The organism is Micromonospora sp. NPDC051296, from assembly GCF_040682255.1.
GTDB classification, from domain to species: domain Bacteria; phylum Actinomycetota; class Actinomycetes; order Mycobacteriales; family Micromonosporaceae; genus Micromonospora; species Micromonospora craterilacus.
The window spans coordinates 1-19676 of the sequence record NZ_JBFBAO010000016.1 but is presented as its reverse complement, the minus strand read 5'-3'; the positions used below and the strand labels follow the sequence as shown (position 1 = coordinate 19676).

Genomic DNA, 19676 nt, shown 5'->3' with positions numbered 1-19676 from the left:
ATCGATCATGGAGTTATGGCGGCCGGTTCGAGGTGGTTCACCCCTTTCGCGGGGCACCACAACTCCATGGTCGCGGAGGGTGCGGGGTGAGGGTCAGCGAAGGCTGGCGCGGGCGGAGAAGGCGATGCTGGCCAGTAGGAAGCCGCCGTTGATCACCGTGAAGGCGATCAGGGCCCAGAAGGTGAGGGCGGGGGCCACGGCCAGCACCAGGGCGGCCACGAAGATCACCGCGCCGTAGTCGCGGACCAGCTTCACCAGGCGTACGGGCAGCGAGGTGGAGGTGACCATGCTGGCCGCGTTCGGGCCCGCCTGCATCACCGAGGTGACCAGGTTGACCATCCAGGTACCGGCGAAGGCCGCCACCAGCCACGTCGGCGTCTCCGGTCGCTGCGCCACCGCGGTGGCGGCCAGCGCTGCGACCAGGGCGATCTGGGCGGCCACGTCGCAGAGCACGTCGACCCGGGCACCGGCCGTGCTGCCCTGCCCGGTCACCCGGGCCAGCTGACCGTCGGCGCAGTCCAGGGCGTACGCGATCTGCCAGCCGACCAGGGCGAGCAGCCCGACCACCCAGGCCGGGACGTCCCCGGCGGCCACCGGGCCGGCGAGCGCGACCACGGTGACCGAGGTGGCCAGCCCGAGCACCAGGTTGGTGATGGTCAGCGTGGTCGGGCGGAGCCCGAGCCGCTGCGCGACCAGCGCGAAGACCGCGCCGATCCACTGGCTCACCGACTCGCTGAACAGACCACCACCCCGGTTCGTCCGGTAAAAGTCGGCGGCCGTGGGGCGCGACGGCTCAGCCAAGCTGATCACGGAGGGCGTCAATGTAGTCTCCCAGCCGGGTGCGAAGGTCGTCAGCGGACAGCGCGAGGTGTTCGAGGATCGTGTAGCGGTCCGGCCGGGTACGCGGGGCGAAGGCCACCGCCTCGACGAACTGCTCCTCGGTGAGCCCGAGGTCGTCCGGCCGGGTGGCCAGGCCGTGTCGGTGCAGGCAGCGGGCGAGCTGGCCGAACCGTTCCAGGTCGCCCCGGAGGAAGGTGCAGAACAGCGCGCCCAGGCCGGCCTGCTCACCGTGCGAACCGGTGCCCGGGTAGAGGTGGTCGATGGCGTGCGAGATCTCGTGGTCGCCGCCGCTCGCCGGCCGGCTGGAGCCGCAGATCGACATCGAGATGCCGCCCAGGATCAGCGCCTCGGCCAGCGTGGTCAGGAACGCGTCGTCAGTGATCTTGCCGGGATGGTTGACCAGCGCCTCCGCCCCGGTCCGGGCCAGCGTCACGGCGAGCCCGTCGATCGGTTCGCCGCGTACCTCGTGGGCCAGCTCCCAGTCGGCGATGGCGCTCAGGTTGCTCACCGCGTCGCCGATGCCGGCCTGGGTCTGCCGGTCCGGCCCGTTCTCCACGAAATCGAGGTCGACCAGGACCGCGATCGGGATGTGCACGCCGTACGAGCCCTTGCCGCCCTCATGGGTCAACGACGCCACCGGGGAGGCGATGCCGTCGTTGGCGAGGCTGGTCGCCACGGTGACCATCGGGATGCCGTAACGGGTGGCGGCGTACTTGGCGGTGTCGATGGTCTTCCCGCCGCCGATGCCGACGACCGCGTCGTAGTGCCGGTGGCGTAGCTGGTCGCCCAGCTCGTTGGCGGAATCGACGCTGCCGCCGGCGACGGTGAAGACGTCGGCCGAGCCGAGCGACGGCCGGCAGAGTTCGACGATCTTCTCACCCTGCCCCGGGCCGACCACCACCGCTACGTCGCCGCCGCCGGAGATCCGCCGGTCGGCCAGCAGCGCGCCGAGGTCGGCCACCGCGCCCCGACGGACCTCGATCGACAGCGGCGTCGTGACGGTACGGGCTAGTAGCGGCATGCGATCTCCCGCGCCCGGGCCAGGTCGTCGTGGTTGTCGACCTCCACCCAGGCGACGTCCCCGATCGGGGCCGGCCGCACCTCGCCGCCGCGGTCGGCGAACTCCTGGTACCCGTCCTCGTAGTACAGGTTCGGGTCACGCCGCCAGGTGGCCTCCAGCGCGTCGGCGAGGGCCTCGGCCACCTGCGGCTCGATCAGCGTCGCCCCGATGTACTCGCCGTACGCCTCGCCCGGGTCCATCAGCTTGGTGATCCGGGTGAGCTGGCCGGCGGCGTCGAAGGTGGTCTTCATCTCCTCCTCGGCCAGTGGCTTGATGGTGTCGATCGCCAGCAGGATGCCCGGGCCACGCTCGGCCAGCAGGGTCTTCTCCACGCTCACCGGGTGCACGGTGTCGCCGTTGACCAGCAGCACGCCCCGGGCGAACCAGTCGCGGGCCAGCCAGAGGGAGTACGCGTTGTTCCACTCCTCGGCCTTGTCGTTGTGCACTAGGGTGATCTTGACGCCGTAGCTGTGCTCCAGGTCGGCCTGGCGTTCGCGGACGGCGTCCGCCGCATAGCCGACCACCACCACGACATCGGTGAGCCCCACCTCGGCGAGGTTGCGCAGTGCGATGTCGAGGATGGTGATCTCACCGTCCACGGGCACCAGCGCCTTGGGCAGGGTGTCGGTGTAGGGGCGCAGCCGGCGGCCGGCTCCAGCTGCCAGCACCATCCCGACCATGCCGGCATCAGTTCCTGTTCTCGCGGCGTTCACCGAAGGAGGATAGCGCCGCCGCTCACGGCCCGGTCGACCGAAGGATGCTGAAGGCCCGCTGTCTGGTCTTGTCCTGGAAACCTGCTGGGCTCACCATTGCGGTTAACCGTGTACCGCCGTCCCAAAGGGGTGATGGGTGATGCAGGTTCGGGAAGCGATGTCCAGTGAAGTTCTCGTGGTCGGCCCAGAGCACACCCTGCGCCAAGCGGCGCGGATGATGTCGGAGCGGGGCATCGGCTCGGCCGTGGTGATCGACCCGGATGCCGAGGGAATCGGGATCATGACCGAACGCGACGTGCTCAACGCGATCGGTGCCGGGCTGGATTGCGACGTCGAACGGACCGGCGCGCACCTGACCTGGGACGTGGTCTACGCCGGGCCGGAGTGGACGATCGAGGAGGCAGCCGCGGCGATGGCCCGGGGCGGCTTCCGGCACCTGGTGGTCCTCGACGGCCGTGAGGTGGCCGGGGTGATCTCCGTACGCGACATCATGCGGGTGTGGGCGGCCAGCCGGATGGTCGGCACCAGCTGACGGTCGGGGGACCCTGTTCACCCGACCCGGTGGCTCAGGATGCGGACATCGCCGTGCCGTCCGCGTACGCCCCGCCACCGCCCGTACGCTGAACAGCCATGACCGCCGAGCAGCTGATCTCCTTCGCCCGTGGCGCCCCCTCACTGGACATCGTCGATGTCGAAGGGCTCAAGGCCGCCGCCGTCCGTGCCTTCGACGCCGACCCCGCCGGGGTGACCGCGTACGGCACCTCCGTCGGCTACCTGCCGCTCCGCAAGTGGATCGCCGACAAGCACGGGGTCGAGGCCGACCAGGTGCTGATCACCAACGGCTCGTTGCAGGCCGACGCCTTTCTCTTCGACCACCTGGTCCGCCCCGGGGACGCGGTGGTGGTGGAGCGTCCGACCTACGACCGCACCCTGCTCAACCTCCAGCGGATGGGCAGCGAACTGCACGGCGTCACCATTCAGCCGGACGGCCTGGACACCGCCGAGCTGCGCAAGCTGCTGGAATCCGGGGTACGTCCCCGGCTGGCGCACGTCATTCCGAACTACCAGAACCCGGCCGGCGTGACGCTCTCCCTGGACAAGCGCCGCGAGCTGCTCGACCTCGCCGGCGAGTACGGCTTCACGATCTTCGAGGACGACCCCTACGCCGACATCCGGTTCCGGGGCGAGCCGCTGCCGTCGATGCTGTCGATGGACACCCGCGGCGTCGTCGTGCACGCCTCCAGCTTCACCAAGACGGTCTGCCCCGGGGTGCGGGTGGGCTACCTGGTGGGCCCGGCGGACCTGATCGGCGACGTCGCGAAGAAGGCGACCAGTCTCTACATCTCCCCGGGCATGGTCTCCGAGGCGATCGTGCACCAGTTCTGCGTGTCGGGGGACATCGAGCGTTCGATCGACACGGTCCGGGCGGCCCTCGGCGAGCGGGCCCGGGTGCTGGCCGAGTCGCTGCGCCGGCACATTCCCGAGGCCCGGTTCGTGGAGCCGGACGGCGGTTACTTCCTCTGGATCGAGCTGCCCGAGGACGTCGAGGCCGACAAGCTCGCCCCGGCGGCGGCCGAGCGCGGCGTCGCGGTGGTCAAGGGCAGCGACTTCGTGGTGGACGGTGGGCGACACGCGCTCCGGCTGGCCTTCTCCGCGGTGACCGCGGATCGGATCGACGAGGGCGTCCGGCGGCTGGCCGAGGCGATGGAAGCCGTCCGCAGCTGAATTTCTGTCGGGTTTCTGACAGAACGACGATCCCAGCCGCCCCAGGACTCCCACTGGGGCGGCTCGCGGCTCACAATGCTGCGAGCGTCACACACCACGCGTACTGGAGGTCACGCCGGCTCCGGCCGCTGCGGTCCTCACCCCGGCGCGGCCCGGCCGCCCGCACGCCGGTGTGACGCGGCCAGCACAACCCCCCGCCCCCACGGCGCCGGGCGGGCCGGATCGCCCCCTCACCCCCCGATGCGGTCCGGTCCGTCCGGCGCCACCCCTCGTCGCGGCCGCCATGATCCGCCCGGCGGCGTACCCTGCAACCCGCAGCCGCACGCGGAAGGGGGCGTGATGACGGATCGGATTCAGCAGGGACGGACGACCTCCACCAACGGCGACCGGGCGGCGCTCCCGGACGGCGGCCGGGTGCTGCGGCCCCGGAACTGGTCCCCGGTACGTGCCATGACGCGCCGGCTCAACCCCGACGGACCCCAGGGCGCGGAGCTGCCGGACGGCCCGCGGCGCAGCGCGGTGGTCGACTGCGCGCTCTACCTCGACGGCCGGCGGCAGGCCGGTGACTGGGACTACGCCGGGGCGCTGGAGGCGGCCCGCCACGCCGAGAGCGGCTTCGTCTGGCTCGGGCTGCACGAGCCGGACCTGGCCGAGATGACCGAGATCGCCGCCACCTACGGGCTGCACGAACTGGCCGTGGAGGACGCGGTCAAGGCCCAGCAGCGCCCGAAGCTGGAGCGCTTCGGCGAGGTCAGCTTCCTGGTGTTGCGTACCGCCCGGTACTGCGAGCACACCGAGCTGACCGAGAACTCCGAGGTCGTGGAGACCGGGCAGGTGATGCTCTTCATCGGCCCGCACTTCCTGATCAGCGTCCGGCACGGGGACGCCTGCCGGCTCGCGCCCGTCCGCGAGGAACTGGAGGCCCGGCAGGAGTTGCTGCTGCACGGCCCCTGGGCGGTCGCGTACGCGATCACCGACCGGGTGGTCGACCTCTACCTGGAGGTCGCCGACCAGCTCGAGGACGACATGGACGTGCTGGAGACGGAGGTCTTCGACCGCCAGGCCAGCGGGCGGATCCAGCGGATCTACCAGCTGAAGCGGGAATTGGTGGAGTTCAAGCGGGCGGTGATGCCGTTGCAGCGTCCGCTGCTGGCCCTCACCACGCAGATGAACCGGGACGTGCCCAAGGAGGTACGCCGTTACTTCCGCGACGTGCAGGACCACCTCAGCCGCACCGTCGAGCAGGTCAACTCGTACGACGACCTGCTGAACTCGATCCTCCAGGCGCGGCTGGCCCAGGTGACGGTCGACCAGAACAACGACATGCGCAAGATCGCCGCGTGGGCCGCCATCGCCGCCGTGTGGACCGCCATAGCCGGCATCTACGGCATGAACTTCGAGTTCATGCCGGAGCTGAAGATGACCTACGGCTATCCGGTCGTCCTGGCCCTGATGCTGGCCATCTCGCTGACCCTCTACCGCTGGTTCCGCCGCAACGACTGGCTCTAGGCCGGGCCCGCAGCCCCCGCAGCCCCGCCGATCTTGCAGTTTCGGTCGCCGCTCCGGCTTTCCCGGCTGGCGCGGCGACGCACGAAGCAAGATCGGCGGGTGCGGAGGTCAGGGACGGGTCTTGTTGACGGCCTTGGTGAGGTTGTCGGCGGGGCGGCCGGTGGTGTCGCGGGCACCTTCGGCGACCGACGGGACCTGGTCGGTCGGGCCGATCTTGGACGCGGCGGCCGCCTTGGTGGCGGCACCGTTCCCGCTGGCCGCCGCCTTGCCCGCCGCGGTCGATCCCTTGCTCGCCCCGGCCGGGCCGGCGGTGCGTACCTCGATGGTCTCCACCTCGTCGCGCATCGGCTCGAGCGACGTGGTGGCGTCGTACTCCGCCCACACCTGCTGCTCGCGGTAACGCCGCAGGGCCATCGCGCCGGCCAGCCCGGCCACCGCGCCGGCGGCGAGCAGGCCGGCCATCATGGTCCCGCTGCGGCGGGACTTCCTCTTCGCCTTCATGTTCTTCGCCTTGACCTTTCTGGTGACCGCGGCCTGCTTGGCGGTGGCGGCCTTTCTTCCCGCAACGGCTCTGCCGGCCGCCTCGGCCTGCGCGTTACGTACGGCCATGGCCAGGGGCGCGAGCGCCGCGGCCGTCGTCACGAGGCCGCTCGATGCCCGGTCCCGGACCATGCCGGCGGTCGGCGCGACGGCACCACGGGCCGCCTGCACCCGCGGGCCGACCGTGGCGCCGGCACCCCGTGCCGCATGCGTCGCGGCCTGCCTCAGGTGACCGATGCCGCGGTTCAGCTCGGCCCTGGCCAGTTGCCCCTGGGTCTTGCGCCGCCCGATTCCAAACACGGTCCCACCTCCTGGGAGTTGCTCCTTCTCATCCTCCACCTTCGGATGCCTCCGCATGTCCAGATCGGGCACATGGGAGGATCCGCATGGAACTGACCAACGAGTAAGGAGTACCCGTGGCCGAGGCTGTCTACGCCACTCTGCACACCAACGCCGGCCCGATCCGGCTGGAGCTCTTCCCCAACCACGCGCCGAAGACCGTCCGTAACTTCGCCGAGCTGGCCGAGGGCACGCGCGAGTACACCGACCCGCGGACCGGGAAGCCGGGCAGCGGCCCGTACTACGACGGCACCATCTCGCACCGGGTGATCAGCGGCTTCATGATCCAGATGGGCGACCCGACCGGCACCGGTCGCGGCGGCCCGGGTTACACCTTCGCCGACGAGTTCCACCCCGAGCTGCGCTTCGACCGTCCGTACCTGCTGGCCATGGCGAACGCCGGGCCCGGCACCAACGGCTCGCAGTTCTTCATCACCGTCTCGCCGACGCCGCACCTGAACAACCGGCACACCATCTTCGGTCAGGTGGCCGACGAGCAGTCCGCGAAGGTCGTCGAGGCGATCGCCAACACCCCGACCGGCCCGAGCGACCGGCCGCTGCAGGACGTCGTCATCGAGCGTGTCGAGGTCGAGCGTCCCTCGGCGTGACGCGCCGAGGTCCCGTCCGCCGGCCGGGCCTGGGTACGGCGGGTCGGGACCGGCCGGGGTATTTGTGGGCCGAGGTACCTTTGCTCGCATGATTGAGCGCTCGGGCACCTGGGGACAGCGGTGAGCGAATCCCCACCGACCACCCCGGTCTGCTACCGCCACCCCGGCCGGGAGACCTACGTCCGATGCACCCGATGCGACCGGTCGATCTGCCCGGACTGCATGCGCGAGGCGTCGGTCGGGTTCCAGTGCCCGGAGTGCGTGGCGGACGGACGCCGTAGTGTGCGGCCGGCGCGTACCGCCTTCGGTGGCGGTGCCGCCGGCCGGCACGGCTACGTGACCAAGACGCTGATCGGCCTCAACGTGCTGATCATGCTGCTCTCCATCGCCTCGGACCGGGGTGGGGACGCGGCGGCCGGCGGCGCCGGCTTCGGCGGCCTGTTGGGCGGTGGCACCCCGCTGACCGAATGGGGTGCCGTACTGGGCCGGGCGATGTTCCCCGACGGCACCATCGGCGGGGTCGCCGAGGGCGAGTGGTACCGCCTGGTCACCGCGATGTTCCTGCACTACGGCGTGGTGCACCTGCTGCTCAACATGTGGGCGCTCTGGGTGCTCGGGCGGTCGCTGGAGGGAGTGCTCGGCCCGCTGCGCTTCGCCGCGCTCTACTTCGTCGCCGGCTTCGGCGGCAACGTCGCCGTGTACGTGTTCAGCGCCCCCAACCAGATGTCGGCCGGTGCCTCCACCGCCGTCTTCGGCCTTTTTGCGGCGATGTTTGTGATCATGCGGCGGCTGGGTCGGGACACCTCGGCCATCGTGCCCATCCTGGTGATCAACCTGATCTTCACGTTCACCGTGCCGAACATCTCGATCGCCGGTCACCTGGGCGGCCTGGTCTTCGGCGGGCTCATCGCCCTGGTGCTGGCCTACGCCCCGAGGTCGCGCCGGACGCTGGTGCAGGCCGGTGGCGGCGCGCTCATCATGGTCGCGCTGCTCGGGCTGGTCCTGGTCCGCACCGCCGCGCTGCTCGGCTGAGGACAACGCGCACGCCGACGACGGCAACGTCCGCCTCGGGGATCCACCGGTGGCACCGACCGCCAAACCGTCGGGCGGCGGTCGGTGCACGGGCGGCCTCAGCCGGCCGGTGGCCGGGCGGCGAGCAGCGCGTCGGCGACCTCGGCGGGATCGATGCCGAGATCGAGCTGGCTGAACAGGTGCAGCGAGTCTCCCGCGTCGATCTCCAGTGCCGCGCCGCCGAACCCGCGCCCGGAGCGGCGGTCCACCCGGATCGCCTCGATCACCGACCAGGGCAGGCGGCGGTGTCCGGTCCACCCCTGGGGCACGCTGATCCCGTCCGCGTCCATCGCGAGCCGTACCGGCGCGACCAGATCCCGCACCCCCCACGCGACGAGGGCGGCGGCGGCCAGCCCGCCGAGTACCGGCCGCAGCAGGTCACCGTCGGCGAGCAGTAGCCCCAGCGCGAGCAGGACGACCGCCGCGACCAGCTTGAGCACCGGCAGGGTCGGGGACACCCGCCACTCACGCGCAATCGACTCGAAAGCCACGGCACCAGCATGCCAGCGGCCCGCGGCGATCAGCATGCCAGCGCGAGCGCGGGCGGACGATGCGCCGGCGTGGGCGTAGGATCGGGGGCAGCCCAAGTTACCGGGGAGTAGACATGGTTGACGCGGTTATCGTCGGTGCGGTACGTACCCCGGTCGGGCGGCGCAAGGGCAGCCTGGCCACGGTGCACCCGGTGGACCTGTCGGCGCACGTGCTGCGCGCCCTCGTCGAGCGCACCGGCATCGATCCGGCCCAGGTCGACGACGTGGTGTGGGGTTGCGTCTCCCAGGTCGGCGAGCAGTCCTGGAACGTCGCCCGCAACGCCGTGCTGGCCGCCGGCTGGCCGGAGTCGGTACCCGGCACCACCCTGGACCGGCAGTGCGGCTCCAGCCAGCAGGCGCTGCACTTCGCCGCCGCCACCGTGCTCGCCGGCCAGGCGGACCTAGTCGTCGCGGGCGGTGTGGAGTCGATGACCCGGGTACCGATGGGCTCCAGTGTGGCCGGCGGGATGCCGTTCAGCGAGCAGATCCTGGCCCGCTACCGGGGCGTGGCAGGCGTCGCGGAGGATTCTCCGCTGCCGTTCAACCAGGGCGTCGGCGCGGAGTTGATCGCCCAGCGTTGGCGGCTGTCCCGTACCCAGCTCGACGAGTTTGCCCTGGCCAGCCACGAGAAGGCGGCCGCCGCCCAGGACGCCGGGGCGTTCGAGGCCGAGTTGGCCCCGGTGGCGCTGGCCGACGGCGGCAAGTTCGCCGCGGACGAGGGCGTCCGGCGCGACACCTCGCTGGAGAAGCTCGGCGAGCTGCCCACCCCGTTCCGCCCGGACGGCGTGGTCACCGCCGGCTCGGCCTCGCAGATCTCCGACGGTGCCGCGGCGCTGGCGGTCACCACGAGCGAGTGGGCCAGCCGGCACGGGCTGCGTCCGCTGGCCCGGGTGCACACCGCCGTGGTCGCCGCCGACGACCCGGTCACCATGCTCACCGCGCCGATCCCGGCCACCGCGAAGGCGCTGCGCCGTGCGGGGCTGGGCATCGAGGAGATCGGGGTGTACGAGGTGAACGAGGCATTCGCCCCGGTGCCGCTGGCCTGGTTGGCGGAGACCGAGGCGGACCCGGAGCGACTCAACCCGCGGGGCGGCGCGATCGCCCTCGGGCATCCGCTCGGCGGCTCCGGTGCCCGGATCATGACCACGATGCTCGCTCACATGCGCGACAACGGCATCCGGTACGGCCTGCAGACCATGTGCGAGGGCGGCGGGATGGCCAACGCGACCATCGTCGAGCTGCTCTGACCCGTGCCGTCGGAGATGGTGACCCACCGGCCGGATGCGGGCCGCGAAACCCGGTCGCGGGGCCGGCTCGACCGGGGCTAGGTTGCCCCGGTGACCGCCGCCGTACCGCACACCGACCTGACCGACCCGCGCTGGCGGGACGCCGCCCTCGACTGGGTGACCGAGGCCCTCGCGCGGACGGGCCGGCGCGTCGCAGGTCCGATCGAGCCCCGGGTCCGCCCCTGGTCGCTGGTCTGGCGGGTGCCCACCGACGCCGGCGACGTGTGGTTCAAGGCGAACAGTCCGGGCACGAGGTACGAGGCGGCACTGCTCGCTGCGCTGGCCCGGCTCACCCCCGGCCGGGTGCTCGACCCGATCGCGGTGGACGCCGCCCGGGGCTGGTCGTTGCTGCCGCACGGCGGTGCGACGCTGCGCGAGGTGACGGGTGGCGACGCCGACCTCGGCCGTTGGGAACGGGTGCTGTCCGAGTACGCCGAACTCCAGCGGACCACCGCCGCGCACGTCGAGGAGTTGCTCGCCCTCGGCGTGCCCGACCACCGGCCGGAGGTGCTGCCGGCGCTCTTCGCGGCGCTGCTCGACGACCGTCCGGCCCTGCTCCTGGGCACCCCGGACGGGCTGACCGCCGAGGCGTACGACCGGCTGCGCGCCCTGCTCCCGGCGTACGCGGACCGCTGCCGGTGGCTGGCCGAAAGCGGCATCCTCCCCTCGATCCAGCACGACGACCTGCACGACGGCAACGTCTTCGTGGCCGCGACCGGTCACCGCTTTTTCGACTGGGGCGACGCCTCGGTGGCCCATCCCTTCGGCACTCTGCTGGTCACGCTGCGGTCGGTTGCCCACGTCACCGGGCGCGACGCCACCGACCCGGCCTTGGACCGACTGCGGGACGCCTACCTGGAGCCGTGGACTGACGGTCGCGATCGTGCCGCCCTGCGGCAACTGGCCGAGGTCGCCGCAGGGGTGACCATGGTCAGCCGGTCGTTGTCCTGGCGGCGTGCGCTGGCCACCTCCGATCCGGCCCGCGCCGAGTACGCCGCTGCCGTGCCCGGCTGGTTGGAGGAGTTGCTCGACATCGAGCCGAGCTGATCCACCGGACCGGTCGCCGGGCGGGGTGTCGCCGGTGCCGGACGGGTAGTGCGACGCCTTGACGTGGAAATTGCAAAAAGCATGTAGTGAGCCACGTCACCCTGTGGGCAGCGTCGTTGGGCAGGGCATGGACGTCTTCTCCCGAACGTTCCTCCCGGCCGCCTCCGAGGCCGGTCTGGCGATGCAGACCGCCAGCCGGCACATGCCGGTGTTCCGTCGCTGTGTCGGTTCCGGCGACGCCACCATCCTGGTCACCCGGTGCAGCCGGCCCGACCGGCCGGTGACCGGGGAGTATCTCTTCCTGCTCACCCACCGACGGCTGGTGGTCACCCGGCAGACCCGGGTGTTGCACCGCCTGCGGCTGCATCTCAACACCGAGCTGCGCGAGCTGAGCCACGTCACCTGGAGCCCCGATCCCCGGCTGCACTCGGTCGAACTGGCCGCCACCGCCATCGACGGCGTCCGCGAGCGTTTCCTGATCCGTACCCAGCACCCGAAGCAGGTGTGGCAGCTCGACGCGCTGTTCAACCACGCCTTCCGTAGCCGGGTACGCAGCGCCCGACCGCGGGTCGTGGCCACCGTCGCCGAGGCTCCCACCGCCGCCCGACCCGCCGCGTTCCAGCCCGTGGTGGCCCGCTGAGCGGCTGTTCTTACCGAATCCGAACACTGCCCGACGCCGTCCCGCCGCGCCGATCGGCAATCATGGCCCGGTGACCGTCGACAACCCGCGACGCGGTCTGGTCCTCGTGGTGGAGGACGAGCCGAGCATCGCCGACCTGGTCCGGCTCTACCTGAGCCGGGACGGCTTCGGCGTACACGTCGAACGGGACGGCGTGGCCGGCCTCGCCGCCGCCCGCCGGCTGCGCCCGGTGGCCTGTGTACTCGACATCGCGCTGCCGGGCCTGGCCGGCACCGAGGTCTGCCGGCGGCTGCGCGAGGCGGGCGACTGGACACCGGTCATCTTCCTCACCGCCCGCGACGACGAGGTGGACCGGATCGTCGGCCTGGAACTGGGCGCCGACGACTACGTCACCAAGCCGTTCAGCCCCCGCGAACTCGTCGCCCGGGTCCGCGCCGTGCTGCGGCGCACCGCCGGGCCACCGGACGTCGTGGGGCAGCCCGTCGCGCTCGGTCGGGTCAGCCTCGACCCGGGCCGCCGGGCGGTGACCGTCGACGGCTCCCCGGTGCAGTTGACCTCCACCGAGTTCGATCTGCTGGCGCATCTGATGGGTCGGCCGGGTCGGGTCTTCACCCGGGAGGAGCTGCTGGCCGGGGTGTGGGGGTACGCGGCCCACGCGGGCACCCGTACGGTCGACGTGCACGTGGCCCAGGTCCGGGCGAAGCTCGGCGGGGCGAGCGTGATCCGTACCCACCGAGGCGTCGGGTACGCCGCCGATGGCTGACCGTCCCGGCCGCACGCTGACCGCCCGCGCGGTGCTGGTGACCTGCGCGGTGGCCCTGGTGTCGGTGCTGGTCACCGCGCTGGTCGCGGTGCCGGTGGCGGTGCGTTCGGCCGAGCGACGCGACCAGCGGGCGCTGGCCACCCAGGCGCAGGTCGCCGCCGAGCTGTTGCGGGCCCGGCCCGCCCGGGTCCGCGAACTGGCCGGCGAGCGCCTGGTCCGCCAGCTCGGCAACCAGGGCGTCACCATCTACCTGATCTCCGACGGTGCCGCCGACCGCCCGGGCCTGCCCGAGCAGCTGGTGAACCGGGTGTCCGGCGGGCGCGACGTCTCCGGCCGCCGGCTGGTCGCCGGGAAACGGGCCCTTGTCGAGGGACGGGCGCTGCCCGGCGGTGACGGCGTGGTGCTGACCCGGCCGGCCGGTGCCGGGGTGTGGCGCCAGGTGCTACGGGGTCTCTGGCTGCCGCTGCTGGCCGGACTCGCCGCCGGAGCGGTGGCCGGTTGGCTGCTCGCCCGCCGGTTGGCCCGGCCGATCCGGCGGGCGGCCACCGCTGCCGCCCGGCTGGGCGCCGGGGACCGGTCCGTCCGGGTGCCGGTCGAGCCGCCCGCCGAGGTGGCCGACCTGGCGTACGCGTTGAACGGGCTGGCTGCGGCGCTGGCCACCAGCGAGGGGCGGCAGCGGGAGTTCCTGCTCTCCGTCTCACACGAACTGCGTACCCCGCTGACCGCCATCCGGGGCTACGCCGAGGCACTGGCCGACGGCGTGGTCGCGCCGGAGGCGGCGGCCGACACCGGCCGGACCATGCTGGCCGAGGCGGAGCACCTGGACCGGCTGGTCGCCGACCTGTTGGCGCTGGCCCGGCTGGAGGCGGTCGACTTCCCGATCGAACCGGTGCGGGTCGACCTGGCCCGGCTGGCCGCCGACGCCGGCCGGACCTGGGCCGACCGGTGCGCCGCCGTCGGGGTGGTGTTCCGGGCCGAAACACCGGAGCGGCCGGTGCCGGCGTACACCGATCCGGTGCGGATCCGGCAGGTGGTCGACGGGCTGCTGGAGAACGCGCTGCGGGTCGTACCTCCCGGGGCGCCGGTGGTGCTCGCGGTCCGGCCGGCCGGACCGGACCCGGTGGCCGGCGCGGTGGTCGAGATCCGCGACGGCGGGCCCGGGCTGACCGACGACGATCTGGCGGTGGCCTTCGAGCGCGGTGCCCTGCACCAGCGCTACCGGGGGCTGCGCAAGGTCGGCAGCGGGCTCGGCTTGGCGCTCGCCGCTGGGCTGGTCCGCCGGCTCGGCGGGGAGATCGCCGCCGGGCACGCGCCGGAGGGCGGGGCCGCCTTCGCCGTCCGGTTGCCGCCGGATCCTTACCTGATTCGAACGTCGACCTGACACCTCGCTCAATCGGGCCGGGGATGCTGGTGGCACCACGGACGAGAGGACGAGATATGGCACGCAGGGGATCCGTCACCGCCACCACCGCACTGCTCGTTGCGGTCGCGTTGGGCGCCGCCGGCTGCGGTGCGGCCCAGCCCGGTAGGGACGCCGCTTCGGAGACTGCCGTCGAGGTGGTGGCGGCGATGGGCGCGGAGGGTCAGGCGCTCGCCGCACTCGGCTTCGACCCCGCCGAGCTGGACCCCGAGGCGACCACGCCGGCACCGTCGGAGTCGTCCGCGGGCGAGCAGAAGACGCGGGAGGAACGGGTCGAGGAGCGACGCAAGCGCCGCGCGGCCCGGGTGCTGCTGCGCGAGCACATGCTGCACGGCGAGGCCGTGGTGCAGACGAAGGACGGCGGTACGAAGACCGTCGCCGTGCAGCGTGGCGAGGTGACCGCCGTCGACGGCGACACGATGACCGTCAGGTCGGCCGACGGCTTCACCCTGACCTGGAGCTTCGGCGACGACCTGCGGGTCGTCGAGCGGCGTCGGACGATCCGGTCGACCGACATCAAGGTCGGCACGAACGTCGGTGTCGCCGGTGCCAAGACCGGCGACAACGCCCAAGCCCGCCTGATCGTCGTCCCACTCAAGCAGGACTGAGTGGGGTGGCCCGCCGCATGGCGGCGGGCCACCCCACTGTCAGTAGACCCGAGAACCGATGAAGTCGTCGTACCCGTAGCCCACCGGACTGGCGAACGAGCGGGACTCGAAGGACCACTGCTGCCGGGAGTTGCTGGAGCAGTTGGCCAGGCGCAGCCTTGGGGTGCCCAGCAGCGGGTTGTCGAAGGCCAGGCAGAGATTGCTGTTGCCGGCGGCCCTGATCTGGTTGCCGGAGAACACGAACTTCTGGTTCGCACCGCCGTGACAGTCGTAGATGTTGACCGCGGTGCCGGAGGTCAACGAACCGCCGGACACGTCGAGGCAGCGGTCGTGGGAGAGCTCGGAGTGCAGCGACTGCCGGGTTGGGTCGTACCAGAAGCCCTGGTTGCGCCCACCGTGGCAGCGGTACGACTGCTGGACGGTGCTGTTGCGCGAGTCGTAGCCCTTGCCGTCCAGGCAAGTGCCGGTGGCCGTATTGCGCAGCTGCTTGAACTCCATCAGCCCGGAATAGAGCACGCCGTTGCCGGTGCTGGCCGGGTCGACGCAGCTCGCCCGCTCCTGACCGGAGGCGTAGAACTGGGTGATGCACTGGGCGAACATGCCGTGCCCCCGGTAGTTCGGGTGGAACGACTGGCGCGCCGCGTTCTCGTCCCAGATGCCCAACTCGATGTAGAGGCCACGGACCGAGGTGTTGTCGGTGCACACCTCGTGTCCGTGGAAGAGCCGGCTGGCGTCGAGGTAGCGGGTGCCGGTGTTCGCCGCCGCCGCGCGCAGCGCCGACTCGAACAGCGGCACCGCCTTGTTCCGCGCGAATGCCGCGTCGGCGAGGTAGAGCAGGCAGCCGCCCGAGTACCAGCCGGGGAAGTTCGGGTTGTCCTCCACGTCCGGGCTGGCCGGGCTGGCGTACGACATGAGCACCAACTCGTAGTCCGAGCGCAGGTAGCCGGCGTTGGTCATCGTCCGGCGGATGTCGGTCAGCGCCTCCTCGACGGCCCGGCGGCTGCCGTCGGTGCGTACCGTCCACTGGTTGGAGTAGGTGGGGTAGCACGGGCCCTGGAAGAAGACCCGGCGGATGGCGCAGTCGGTGGCGACCGGGCCGAACTGGATCGTGCCGTCGCCGTTGGCGCCGACGACCACCCAGATCAACTTGATCTGCGTGTTGCGCGCCTTGATCGCGAGGTGGTCGCCCTGGTTCAGCTCGTTGTGCTGGGTCGGGCCGCCCGCGATCAGGTTCCACGGGGTGGCTCCCGAACAGGCGATGTTGTAACGCTCGTCGGCGGCGATGCCGGTCCGGAACACCGCCTGGTCGTAGGAGCGGTCGCACCAGTTGTCCGGCTGGTGGGTGCCGGGCACGTAGTTGCCCACCCCCTCGCCGGAGATCTGGCTGTCGCCCATGGTGATCAGCGCGGTGCGCCGCTGTTCGAGCGGGCGGATGCCCGGCGCGCCGTAGAGCGCGGTGGCCTCGGTGGCCCGGATGGTTTCCAGGTGGGCGGGGAGTGGTTGGACGGTCGGACGGTCGGCCGCGGCGGCTGGTGTGGCCGTGGCCAGCATCGGCAGGACGAGAGCGGTGGCGAGGACGGCGACCTGGGTGAGCCGCCGTCGTTGCGTCCGTTCACGCCTGGCAGGGGTACCAGACATCGACGCACTCCTTTCAGCTCGATCGCGGGACGTCGATCGAGTTACCGGGCGGTAACGCGGCCATGGAGGCATGTGAATGCGTCTCGGAATACTTGCGCGCGCAGTGCCGAACCGGGCCAATAGGGCGGGTCGTGGCCGGTCGGGCGGTCGTCAGCTCATCGGTCGGCGGGCAGGGCGTAACCGACGTAGCTGCGGAACTCCAACCGCCAGTCGGGCGGCACCAGCTCCGCGCAGAGCGGACGGCTGCCGACGCAGAGGATCGCGTCCACCGAGGTCGGATCGGCCGCCGGCCGGTCGGGCAGGACCGACTGGAGGGCGAGCAGTTCGGGCGGCTTGCCGTCGGCGTCGCGCAGCAGCAACCACCAGGGGTACTCCCAGTCGTCGTTGCGCTGCGACAGGCCGATCCGGCGCGCGTCGGCGGCGCGGACGGCGTCGGCCGCCCAGCGGTACTCCTCCGCCCACTGGGGACGCCGCAGGAAGCGGGTCTCCCATTCGGCCGTGGTGAAGACCGAGCCCGCGCCGACCAGCCGGCGCGGGAAGCCGTACGACACCGCCAGCACCCCGGCCAACGCGCAGGTGGCCAGCACCGTCACCGCGAGCGTCAGGGCGACCGGCCGCCGCCCCCGGCCGGCCGTGCCGGCAGGGCGGCCGGAGCGGCGCAAGAGAGCGTCCAGCCAGAGCCCGGCCAGCGGCACCGACACCGCCAGGGCGTAGAGCACCAGCCGGTTCCCCCAGGGTTGCCACTTGATCATCGCGGTGTGCAGCAGCACCGCGATCGCGACCGTCAGGGCGTACGCGCGCAGTGCCCCGGCCGAGTCGGGGTTGATCCGGCTCGGCCGGCGTACCGCCGCCACGGCGGCGATCAGCGCCAACGTCCCGGCCAGCGGAAACGCCACCCGGTCCTCGTCCGGGTACCAGGACGGTTCCGGGAAGGTCTCCTGCCCGAAGGTGATCGCCCGGTCCTGCGGATCGACCCCGACCAGCCCGGCCACGCCGGTGATCGCCGCGGCGGTCACCTGGCGCAGCGGGGCCAGCGGGGTGTCCAGTGCGGTGTGCCCGATGCGGAGCGCGTTCACGAGTACCGACGGCGGATCGTGTCGTTCCATCGGCACCGACTCGCGCAGCCGGGGCGGGCCGAGCGGGTGACCGAATTCGGCGTTCACCCGGCCCAGGAACGGACCGACCACGGTGGCGGCCACCAGCAGGATCAGCATCGAGGTGCCGACCGTACGGGCGGTGCCGGCGAGCGGGATCCGGCGGCGGGTTGGCCGGTCGGCGTACGCCAGGCGAAGCTGACCCAACCCCCACAGCACCAGCAGCGGGCCCACCGCGAGCAGTCCGCTGGTCTTGGTCAGCGCGGTCAGCCCGGCGGCCGCCCCGAGCGCGAGCAGGTCGGCCACGCCGGCGCGCCGCCGCAGCCCGTCCAGGGCGAGGGTTGCCGCGCAGGCCACCCAGGCGGCGCAGACCAGATCGGTCTGGGTGCTGGTCGCTTGGAGGGTCACCATCGGCGTGGTGGCCAGCACGAACACGGTGAGCAACTGGGCCCGCCGGCCGCCGCCGAGCTGTGCGGTCACCCGGGAGACCGCCAGCAGGCAGCCCAACCCGGCACCCCATTGGACCAGGTTGTACAGCGCGTCGCCGCCGGTGAACAACCGCAGGTGCAGCAGCAGGTACTCCGCGCCCGGCGGGATGGTCACCTGCCGGTGGATCGCGGTGGCCCAGAAGGACAGGTCACCCTGGGCCACCCAGCGTTCCACCTTGGGCAGGTGGTACGTCTGCGAGTCGAAGTTGTTCGGCGCGGCCAGCAGTGCGATCAGCAGCTCTACCAGGAGCAGCCCGCCAACCGTGCCAGCGAGCAGCCGTTCGCCCCGGCTCGCCGTACGCCAGAAACCGGTCAGTGCGGCGCGCCAGCCGACGGTCGACCCGCCCGGTGTGGCGTCCGCCCTGGAGGGTGACGCGGCACGCCCCGGCCCGGCGGTCGCGGTGCCGGCGGTCGTCCGGACGGCCACCGGTGCCGGCGTGCCCGACGAAGCCGTGGCGAGGGCAGGCGTCGGCGAGGTGAGCGAGTCGGCGTCCGGAAGCGACGGAGTCGTCCCGCCGGCGGTGGCCGCGCCCCGGCCCGCCGTGTCGACGCGGCGGCGCCACCCGGCGGCCACCGCGCAACCCGCGAGAAAGAGCAGCCAGGCCGCGCCGAACGCGGGTGCCGTCAGCAGCCGGAGCGCACCCAGCACCTCGACGGTGAGCACCGCGAAGACGCCGGTGGCCAGGGCCGCCCGGATCACCGCGAGCCGACGCGGCGCCACCCTATCCATGGCTCGGGGCCGCAACGCCACGCTGAGCAGGGTGACGGCGGCGATGGGGGCCAGGACAAGCAGGAAGCCGGCGGCCGACATGGCCGGAAGTAAACACCATCGGCCTGAGTGTCCGAACCGCGGTTTCCATTGGTGGTCGCCACCACATTGCTGACCTGCCAGGCTAGGCTATGGCCGACATATTGCCGCCCTCGTGGAGATTCCCGTGAAGCTGTCGATCCTCATGCCGGTCTACAACGAGGAAGAACGCATCGCGGATGCCCTGAAGCAGGCGCTGGCCGTCGAGTATCCGTGCGAGATCGAACTCGTGGTGGTCGACGACGGCAGCCGCGACGGCACCGGGGAGATCCTCGGTCGGGCCGACGACGCGCGGCTGCGGGTGATCACCCATCAGCGCAACGCGGGCAAGGGCGCGGCCATCAAGACGGCGGTCGCCAGCGCCGAGGGTGAGTACATGGTCATCCTCGACGCCGACCTGGAGTACGACCCGCAGGACATCCCCACGCTGCTCGCCCCGGTGCTCGACGGCCGGGCGACGGTGGTCTACGGCAATCGCACCTTCGGCAGCCACAGCGCCTACAGCTTCTGGTATGTGATGGGCAACAAGGGCGTCACCATGGCGGCGAACGTGCTGTTCAACTCCTACATCGGCGACCTGGAGACCTGCTTCAAGCTGATGCCGGTGGCGTTGTACCGCTCGCTGGACGTCCGCTCCCGTGGCTTCGGCATGGAGGCCGAGGTGACCGGCAAGCTGCTGCGCCGCCGGATCCGGCCGTACGAGGTGCCGATCAGCTACCGGGCCCGGGGCCGGGAGGAAGGCAAGAAGATCACCTGGCGGGACGGCGTCGAGGCACTCTGGATTCTCGGCCGCGAGCGCACCCGCCGCCGCCCCGCCGACCCGGCCTAGACCCGCGCCGGAGACAGGAAGCCGCTGAGCGAGCGGCGCAGCCCCGCCGCGTCCAGCCCATGCCAGCGGGTGTGGTCCTCGGCCGAGCCGTAGCGGCGCAACTCCTCCCGCCCGACCCCC

19 protein-coding genes and 1 pseudogene are annotated in these 19676 nt (G+C 72.1%); 12 read left to right on the top strand and 8 right to left on the bottom strand.

Going from position 1 to position 19676, the window contains the following annotated elements; all coding sequences use genetic code 11:
- Nucleotides 1-93: 93 nt before the first annotated feature.
- The 3 genes from AB0M52_RS03420 to AB0M52_RS03410 are packed head-to-tail and all read right to left on the bottom strand — an operon-like array spanning nt 94 to nt 2580.
- Entirely contained in the window at nt 94-810 is a 717-nt protein-coding gene (locus tag AB0M52_RS03420) for a CDP-alcohol phosphatidyltransferase family protein (RefSeq protein WP_363948290.1), read from the bottom strand.
- A complete protein-coding gene (locus AB0M52_RS03415) occupies nt 794-1861 on the bottom strand; it encodes an iron-containing alcohol dehydrogenase family protein (protein WP_363948288.1) in 1068 nt (355 codons plus the stop codon). Before AB0M52_RS03415 ends, AB0M52_RS03420 begins: the two co-directional genes overlap by 17 nt.
- A complete protein-coding gene (locus AB0M52_RS03410; protein WP_363948333.1) occupies nt 1849-2580 on the bottom strand; it encodes a phosphocholine cytidylyltransferase family protein in 732 nt (243 codons plus the stop codon). The genes AB0M52_RS03415 and AB0M52_RS03410 overlap by 13 nt, the downstream gene beginning before the upstream one ends.
- Nucleotides 2581-2752: 172 nt before the next feature.
- Between AB0M52_RS03410 and AB0M52_RS03405 the strand changes: the two genes are divergently transcribed.
- The 3 genes from AB0M52_RS03405 (at nt 2753) to corA (ending at nt 5847) form a co-directional block, all read left to right on the top strand.
- The gene (locus AB0M52_RS03405) at nt 2753-3145 is read left to right on the top strand and encodes a CBS domain-containing protein (RefSeq protein ID WP_363948285.1); all 393 of its coding nucleotides are present in this window, start codon (nt 2753-2755) and stop codon (nt 3143-3145) included.
- A 98-nt stretch (nt 3146-3243) separates the two neighbouring features.
- Nucleotides 3244-4338, top strand: a complete 1095-nt coding sequence (locus tag AB0M52_RS03400) for a PLP-dependent aminotransferase family protein (RefSeq protein ID WP_111219501.1) — start codon at nt 3244-3246, stop codon at nt 4336-4338.
- A gap of 450 nt (nt 4339-4788) precedes the next feature.
- Entirely contained in the window at nt 4789-5847 is a 1059-nt protein-coding gene (corA, locus tag AB0M52_RS03395; RefSeq protein WP_363948331.1) for a magnesium/cobalt transporter CorA, read from the top strand.
- Nucleotides 5848-5955: 108 nt separating this feature from the next.
- On the opposite strand, the gene AB0M52_RS03390 is transcribed toward corA, so the two are convergent.
- Entirely contained in the window at nt 5956-6744 is a 789-nt protein-coding gene (locus AB0M52_RS03390) for a hypothetical protein (protein WP_363948282.1), read from the bottom strand.
- Between the two features lie 59 nt (nt 6745-6803).
- Here AB0M52_RS03390 and AB0M52_RS03385 point away from each other — a divergent pair, with 59 nt between their 5' ends.
- Nucleotides 6804-7334 (top strand): peptidylprolyl isomerase, encoded by a 531-nt coding sequence (locus AB0M52_RS03385; protein ID WP_363948279.1) that lies wholly within the window; start codon nt 6804-6806, stop codon nt 7332-7334.
- Between the two features lie 120 nt (nt 7335-7454).
- Complete coding sequence (locus tag AB0M52_RS03380; RefSeq protein ID WP_363948277.1) at nt 7455-8366, top strand: rhomboid family intramembrane serine protease; 912 nt, start codon at nt 7455-7457, stop codon at nt 8364-8366.
- A gap of 98 nt (nt 8367-8464) precedes the next feature.
- Here AB0M52_RS03380 and AB0M52_RS03375 read toward each other — a convergent pair whose 3' ends face one another.
- Nucleotides 8465-8896: a PH domain-containing protein gene (locus tag AB0M52_RS03375; protein WP_363948274.1), complete on the bottom strand. Its 432-nt coding sequence runs from the start codon at nt 8894-8896 to the stop codon at nt 8465-8467.
- Nucleotides 8897-9009: 113 nt separating this feature from the next.
- On the opposite strand from AB0M52_RS03375, the gene AB0M52_RS03370 reads away from it, so the two are divergent.
- The 6 genes from AB0M52_RS03370 (at nt 9010) to AB0M52_RS03345 (ending at nt 14699) form a co-directional block, all read left to right on the top strand.
- Nucleotides 9010-10182 carry an acetyl-CoA C-acyltransferase gene (locus tag AB0M52_RS03370; RefSeq protein ID WP_363948271.1) on the top strand — a complete coding sequence of 391 codons (1173 nt, stop codon included), beginning with the start codon at nt 9010-9012 and terminating at the stop codon, nt 10180-10182.
- A 90-nt stretch (nt 10183-10272) separates the two neighbouring features.
- The gene (locus tag AB0M52_RS03365; protein ID WP_363948268.1) at nt 10273-11268 is read left to right on the top strand and encodes a phosphotransferase; all 996 of its coding nucleotides are present in this window, start codon (nt 10273-10275) and stop codon (nt 11266-11268) included.
- Between the two features lie 127 nt (nt 11269-11395).
- On the top strand, nt 11396-11908 hold the full coding sequence (locus tag AB0M52_RS03360; protein ID WP_363948328.1) for a hypothetical protein: 513 nt from the start codon (nt 11396-11398) through the stop codon (nt 11906-11908).
- Nucleotides 11909-11978: 70 nt separating this feature from the next.
- Nucleotides 11979-12671, top strand: a complete 693-nt coding sequence (locus tag AB0M52_RS03355) for a response regulator transcription factor (protein WP_363948265.1) — start codon at nt 11979-11981, stop codon at nt 12669-12671.
- Nucleotides 12664-14052 (top strand): HAMP domain-containing sensor histidine kinase, encoded by a 1389-nt coding sequence (locus AB0M52_RS03350; protein ID WP_363948262.1) that lies wholly within the window; start codon nt 12664-12666, stop codon nt 14050-14052. Before AB0M52_RS03355 ends, AB0M52_RS03350 begins: the two co-directional genes overlap by 8 nt.
- A 56-nt stretch (nt 14053-14108) precedes the next feature.
- Nucleotides 14109-14699, top strand: a complete 591-nt coding sequence (locus AB0M52_RS03345) for a hypothetical protein (RefSeq protein ID WP_363948259.1) — start codon at nt 14109-14111, stop codon at nt 14697-14699.
- Nucleotides 14700-14738: 39 nt separating this feature from the next.
- Here AB0M52_RS03345 and AB0M52_RS03340 read toward each other — a convergent pair whose 3' ends face one another.
- Both AB0M52_RS03340 and AB0M52_RS03335 read right to left on the bottom strand, forming a co-directional pair.
- On the bottom strand, nt 14739-16337 hold the full coding sequence (locus AB0M52_RS03340; protein WP_363948256.1) for a ricin-type beta-trefoil lectin domain protein: 1599 nt from the start codon (nt 16335-16337) through the stop codon (nt 14739-14741).
- A 155-nt stretch (nt 16338-16492) separates the two neighbouring features.
- Nucleotides 16493-18730, bottom strand: coding sequence for a hypothetical protein (locus tag AB0M52_RS03335; protein ID WP_363948253.1), 2238 nt, complete (start codon nt 18728-18730; stop codon nt 16493-16495).
- 124 nt (nt 18731-18854) lie between these two features.
- Between AB0M52_RS03335 and AB0M52_RS03330 the strand changes: the two genes are divergently transcribed.
- A complete protein-coding gene (locus tag AB0M52_RS03330; RefSeq protein WP_363948250.1) occupies nt 18855-19556 on the top strand; it encodes a glycosyltransferase family 2 protein in 702 nt (233 codons plus the stop codon).
- Here the strand turns inward: AB0M52_RS03330 and AB0M52_RS03325 are convergent.
- Nucleotides 19553-19676, bottom strand: a pseudogene (locus AB0M52_RS03325) (transketolase); the annotation flags it as partial. The gene AB0M52_RS03330 and the pseudogene AB0M52_RS03325 sit on opposite strands and share 4 nt — an antisense overlap.

What these genes read in the sequence shown, in the direction of transcription:
- AB0M52_RS03415 (WP_363948288.1), bottom strand. Translation starts at nt 1,861, where the DNA reads ATGCCGCTACTAGCCCGTACCGTCACGACGCCGCTGTCGATCGAGGTC.
- AB0M52_RS03410 (WP_363948333.1), bottom strand. Translation starts at nt 2,580, where the DNA reads ATGGTCGGGATGGTGCTGGCAGCTGGAGCCGGCCGCCGGCTGCGCCCC.
- AB0M52_RS03405 (WP_363948285.1), top strand. Translation starts at nt 2,753, where the DNA reads ATGCAGGTTCGGGAAGCGATGTCCAGTGAAGTTCTCGTGGTCGGCCCA.
- AB0M52_RS03400 (WP_111219501.1), top strand. Translation starts at nt 3,244, where the DNA reads ATGACCGCCGAGCAGCTGATCTCCTTCGCCCGTGGCGCCCCCTCACTG.
- corA (WP_363948331.1), top strand. Translation starts at nt 4,789, where the DNA reads ATGACGCGCCGGCTCAACCCCGACGGACCCCAGGGCGCGGAGCTGCCG.
- AB0M52_RS03390 (WP_363948282.1), bottom strand. Translation starts at nt 6,744, where the DNA reads ATGCGGAGGCATCCGAAGGTGGAGGATGAGAAGGAGCAACTCCCAGGA.
- AB0M52_RS03370 (WP_363948271.1), top strand. Translation starts at nt 9,010, where the DNA reads ATGGTTGACGCGGTTATCGTCGGTGCGGTACGTACCCCGGTCGGGCGG.
- AB0M52_RS03360 (WP_363948328.1), top strand. Translation starts at nt 11,396, where the DNA reads ATGGACGTCTTCTCCCGAACGTTCCTCCCGGCCGCCTCCGAGGCCGGT.
- AB0M52_RS03350 (WP_363948262.1), top strand. Translation starts at nt 12,664, where the DNA reads ATGGCTGACCGTCCCGGCCGCACGCTGACCGCCCGCGCGGTGCTGGTG.
- AB0M52_RS03345 (WP_363948259.1), top strand. Translation starts at nt 14,109, where the DNA reads ATGGCACGCAGGGGATCCGTCACCGCCACCACCGCACTGCTCGTTGCG.
- AB0M52_RS03340 (WP_363948256.1), bottom strand. Translation starts at nt 16,337, where the DNA reads ATGTCTGGTACCCCTGCCAGGCGTGAACGGACGCAACGACGGCGGCTC.
- AB0M52_RS03335 (WP_363948253.1), bottom strand. Translation starts at nt 18,730, where the DNA reads ATGTCGGCCGCCGGCTTCCTGCTTGTCCTGGCCCCCATCGCCGCCGTC.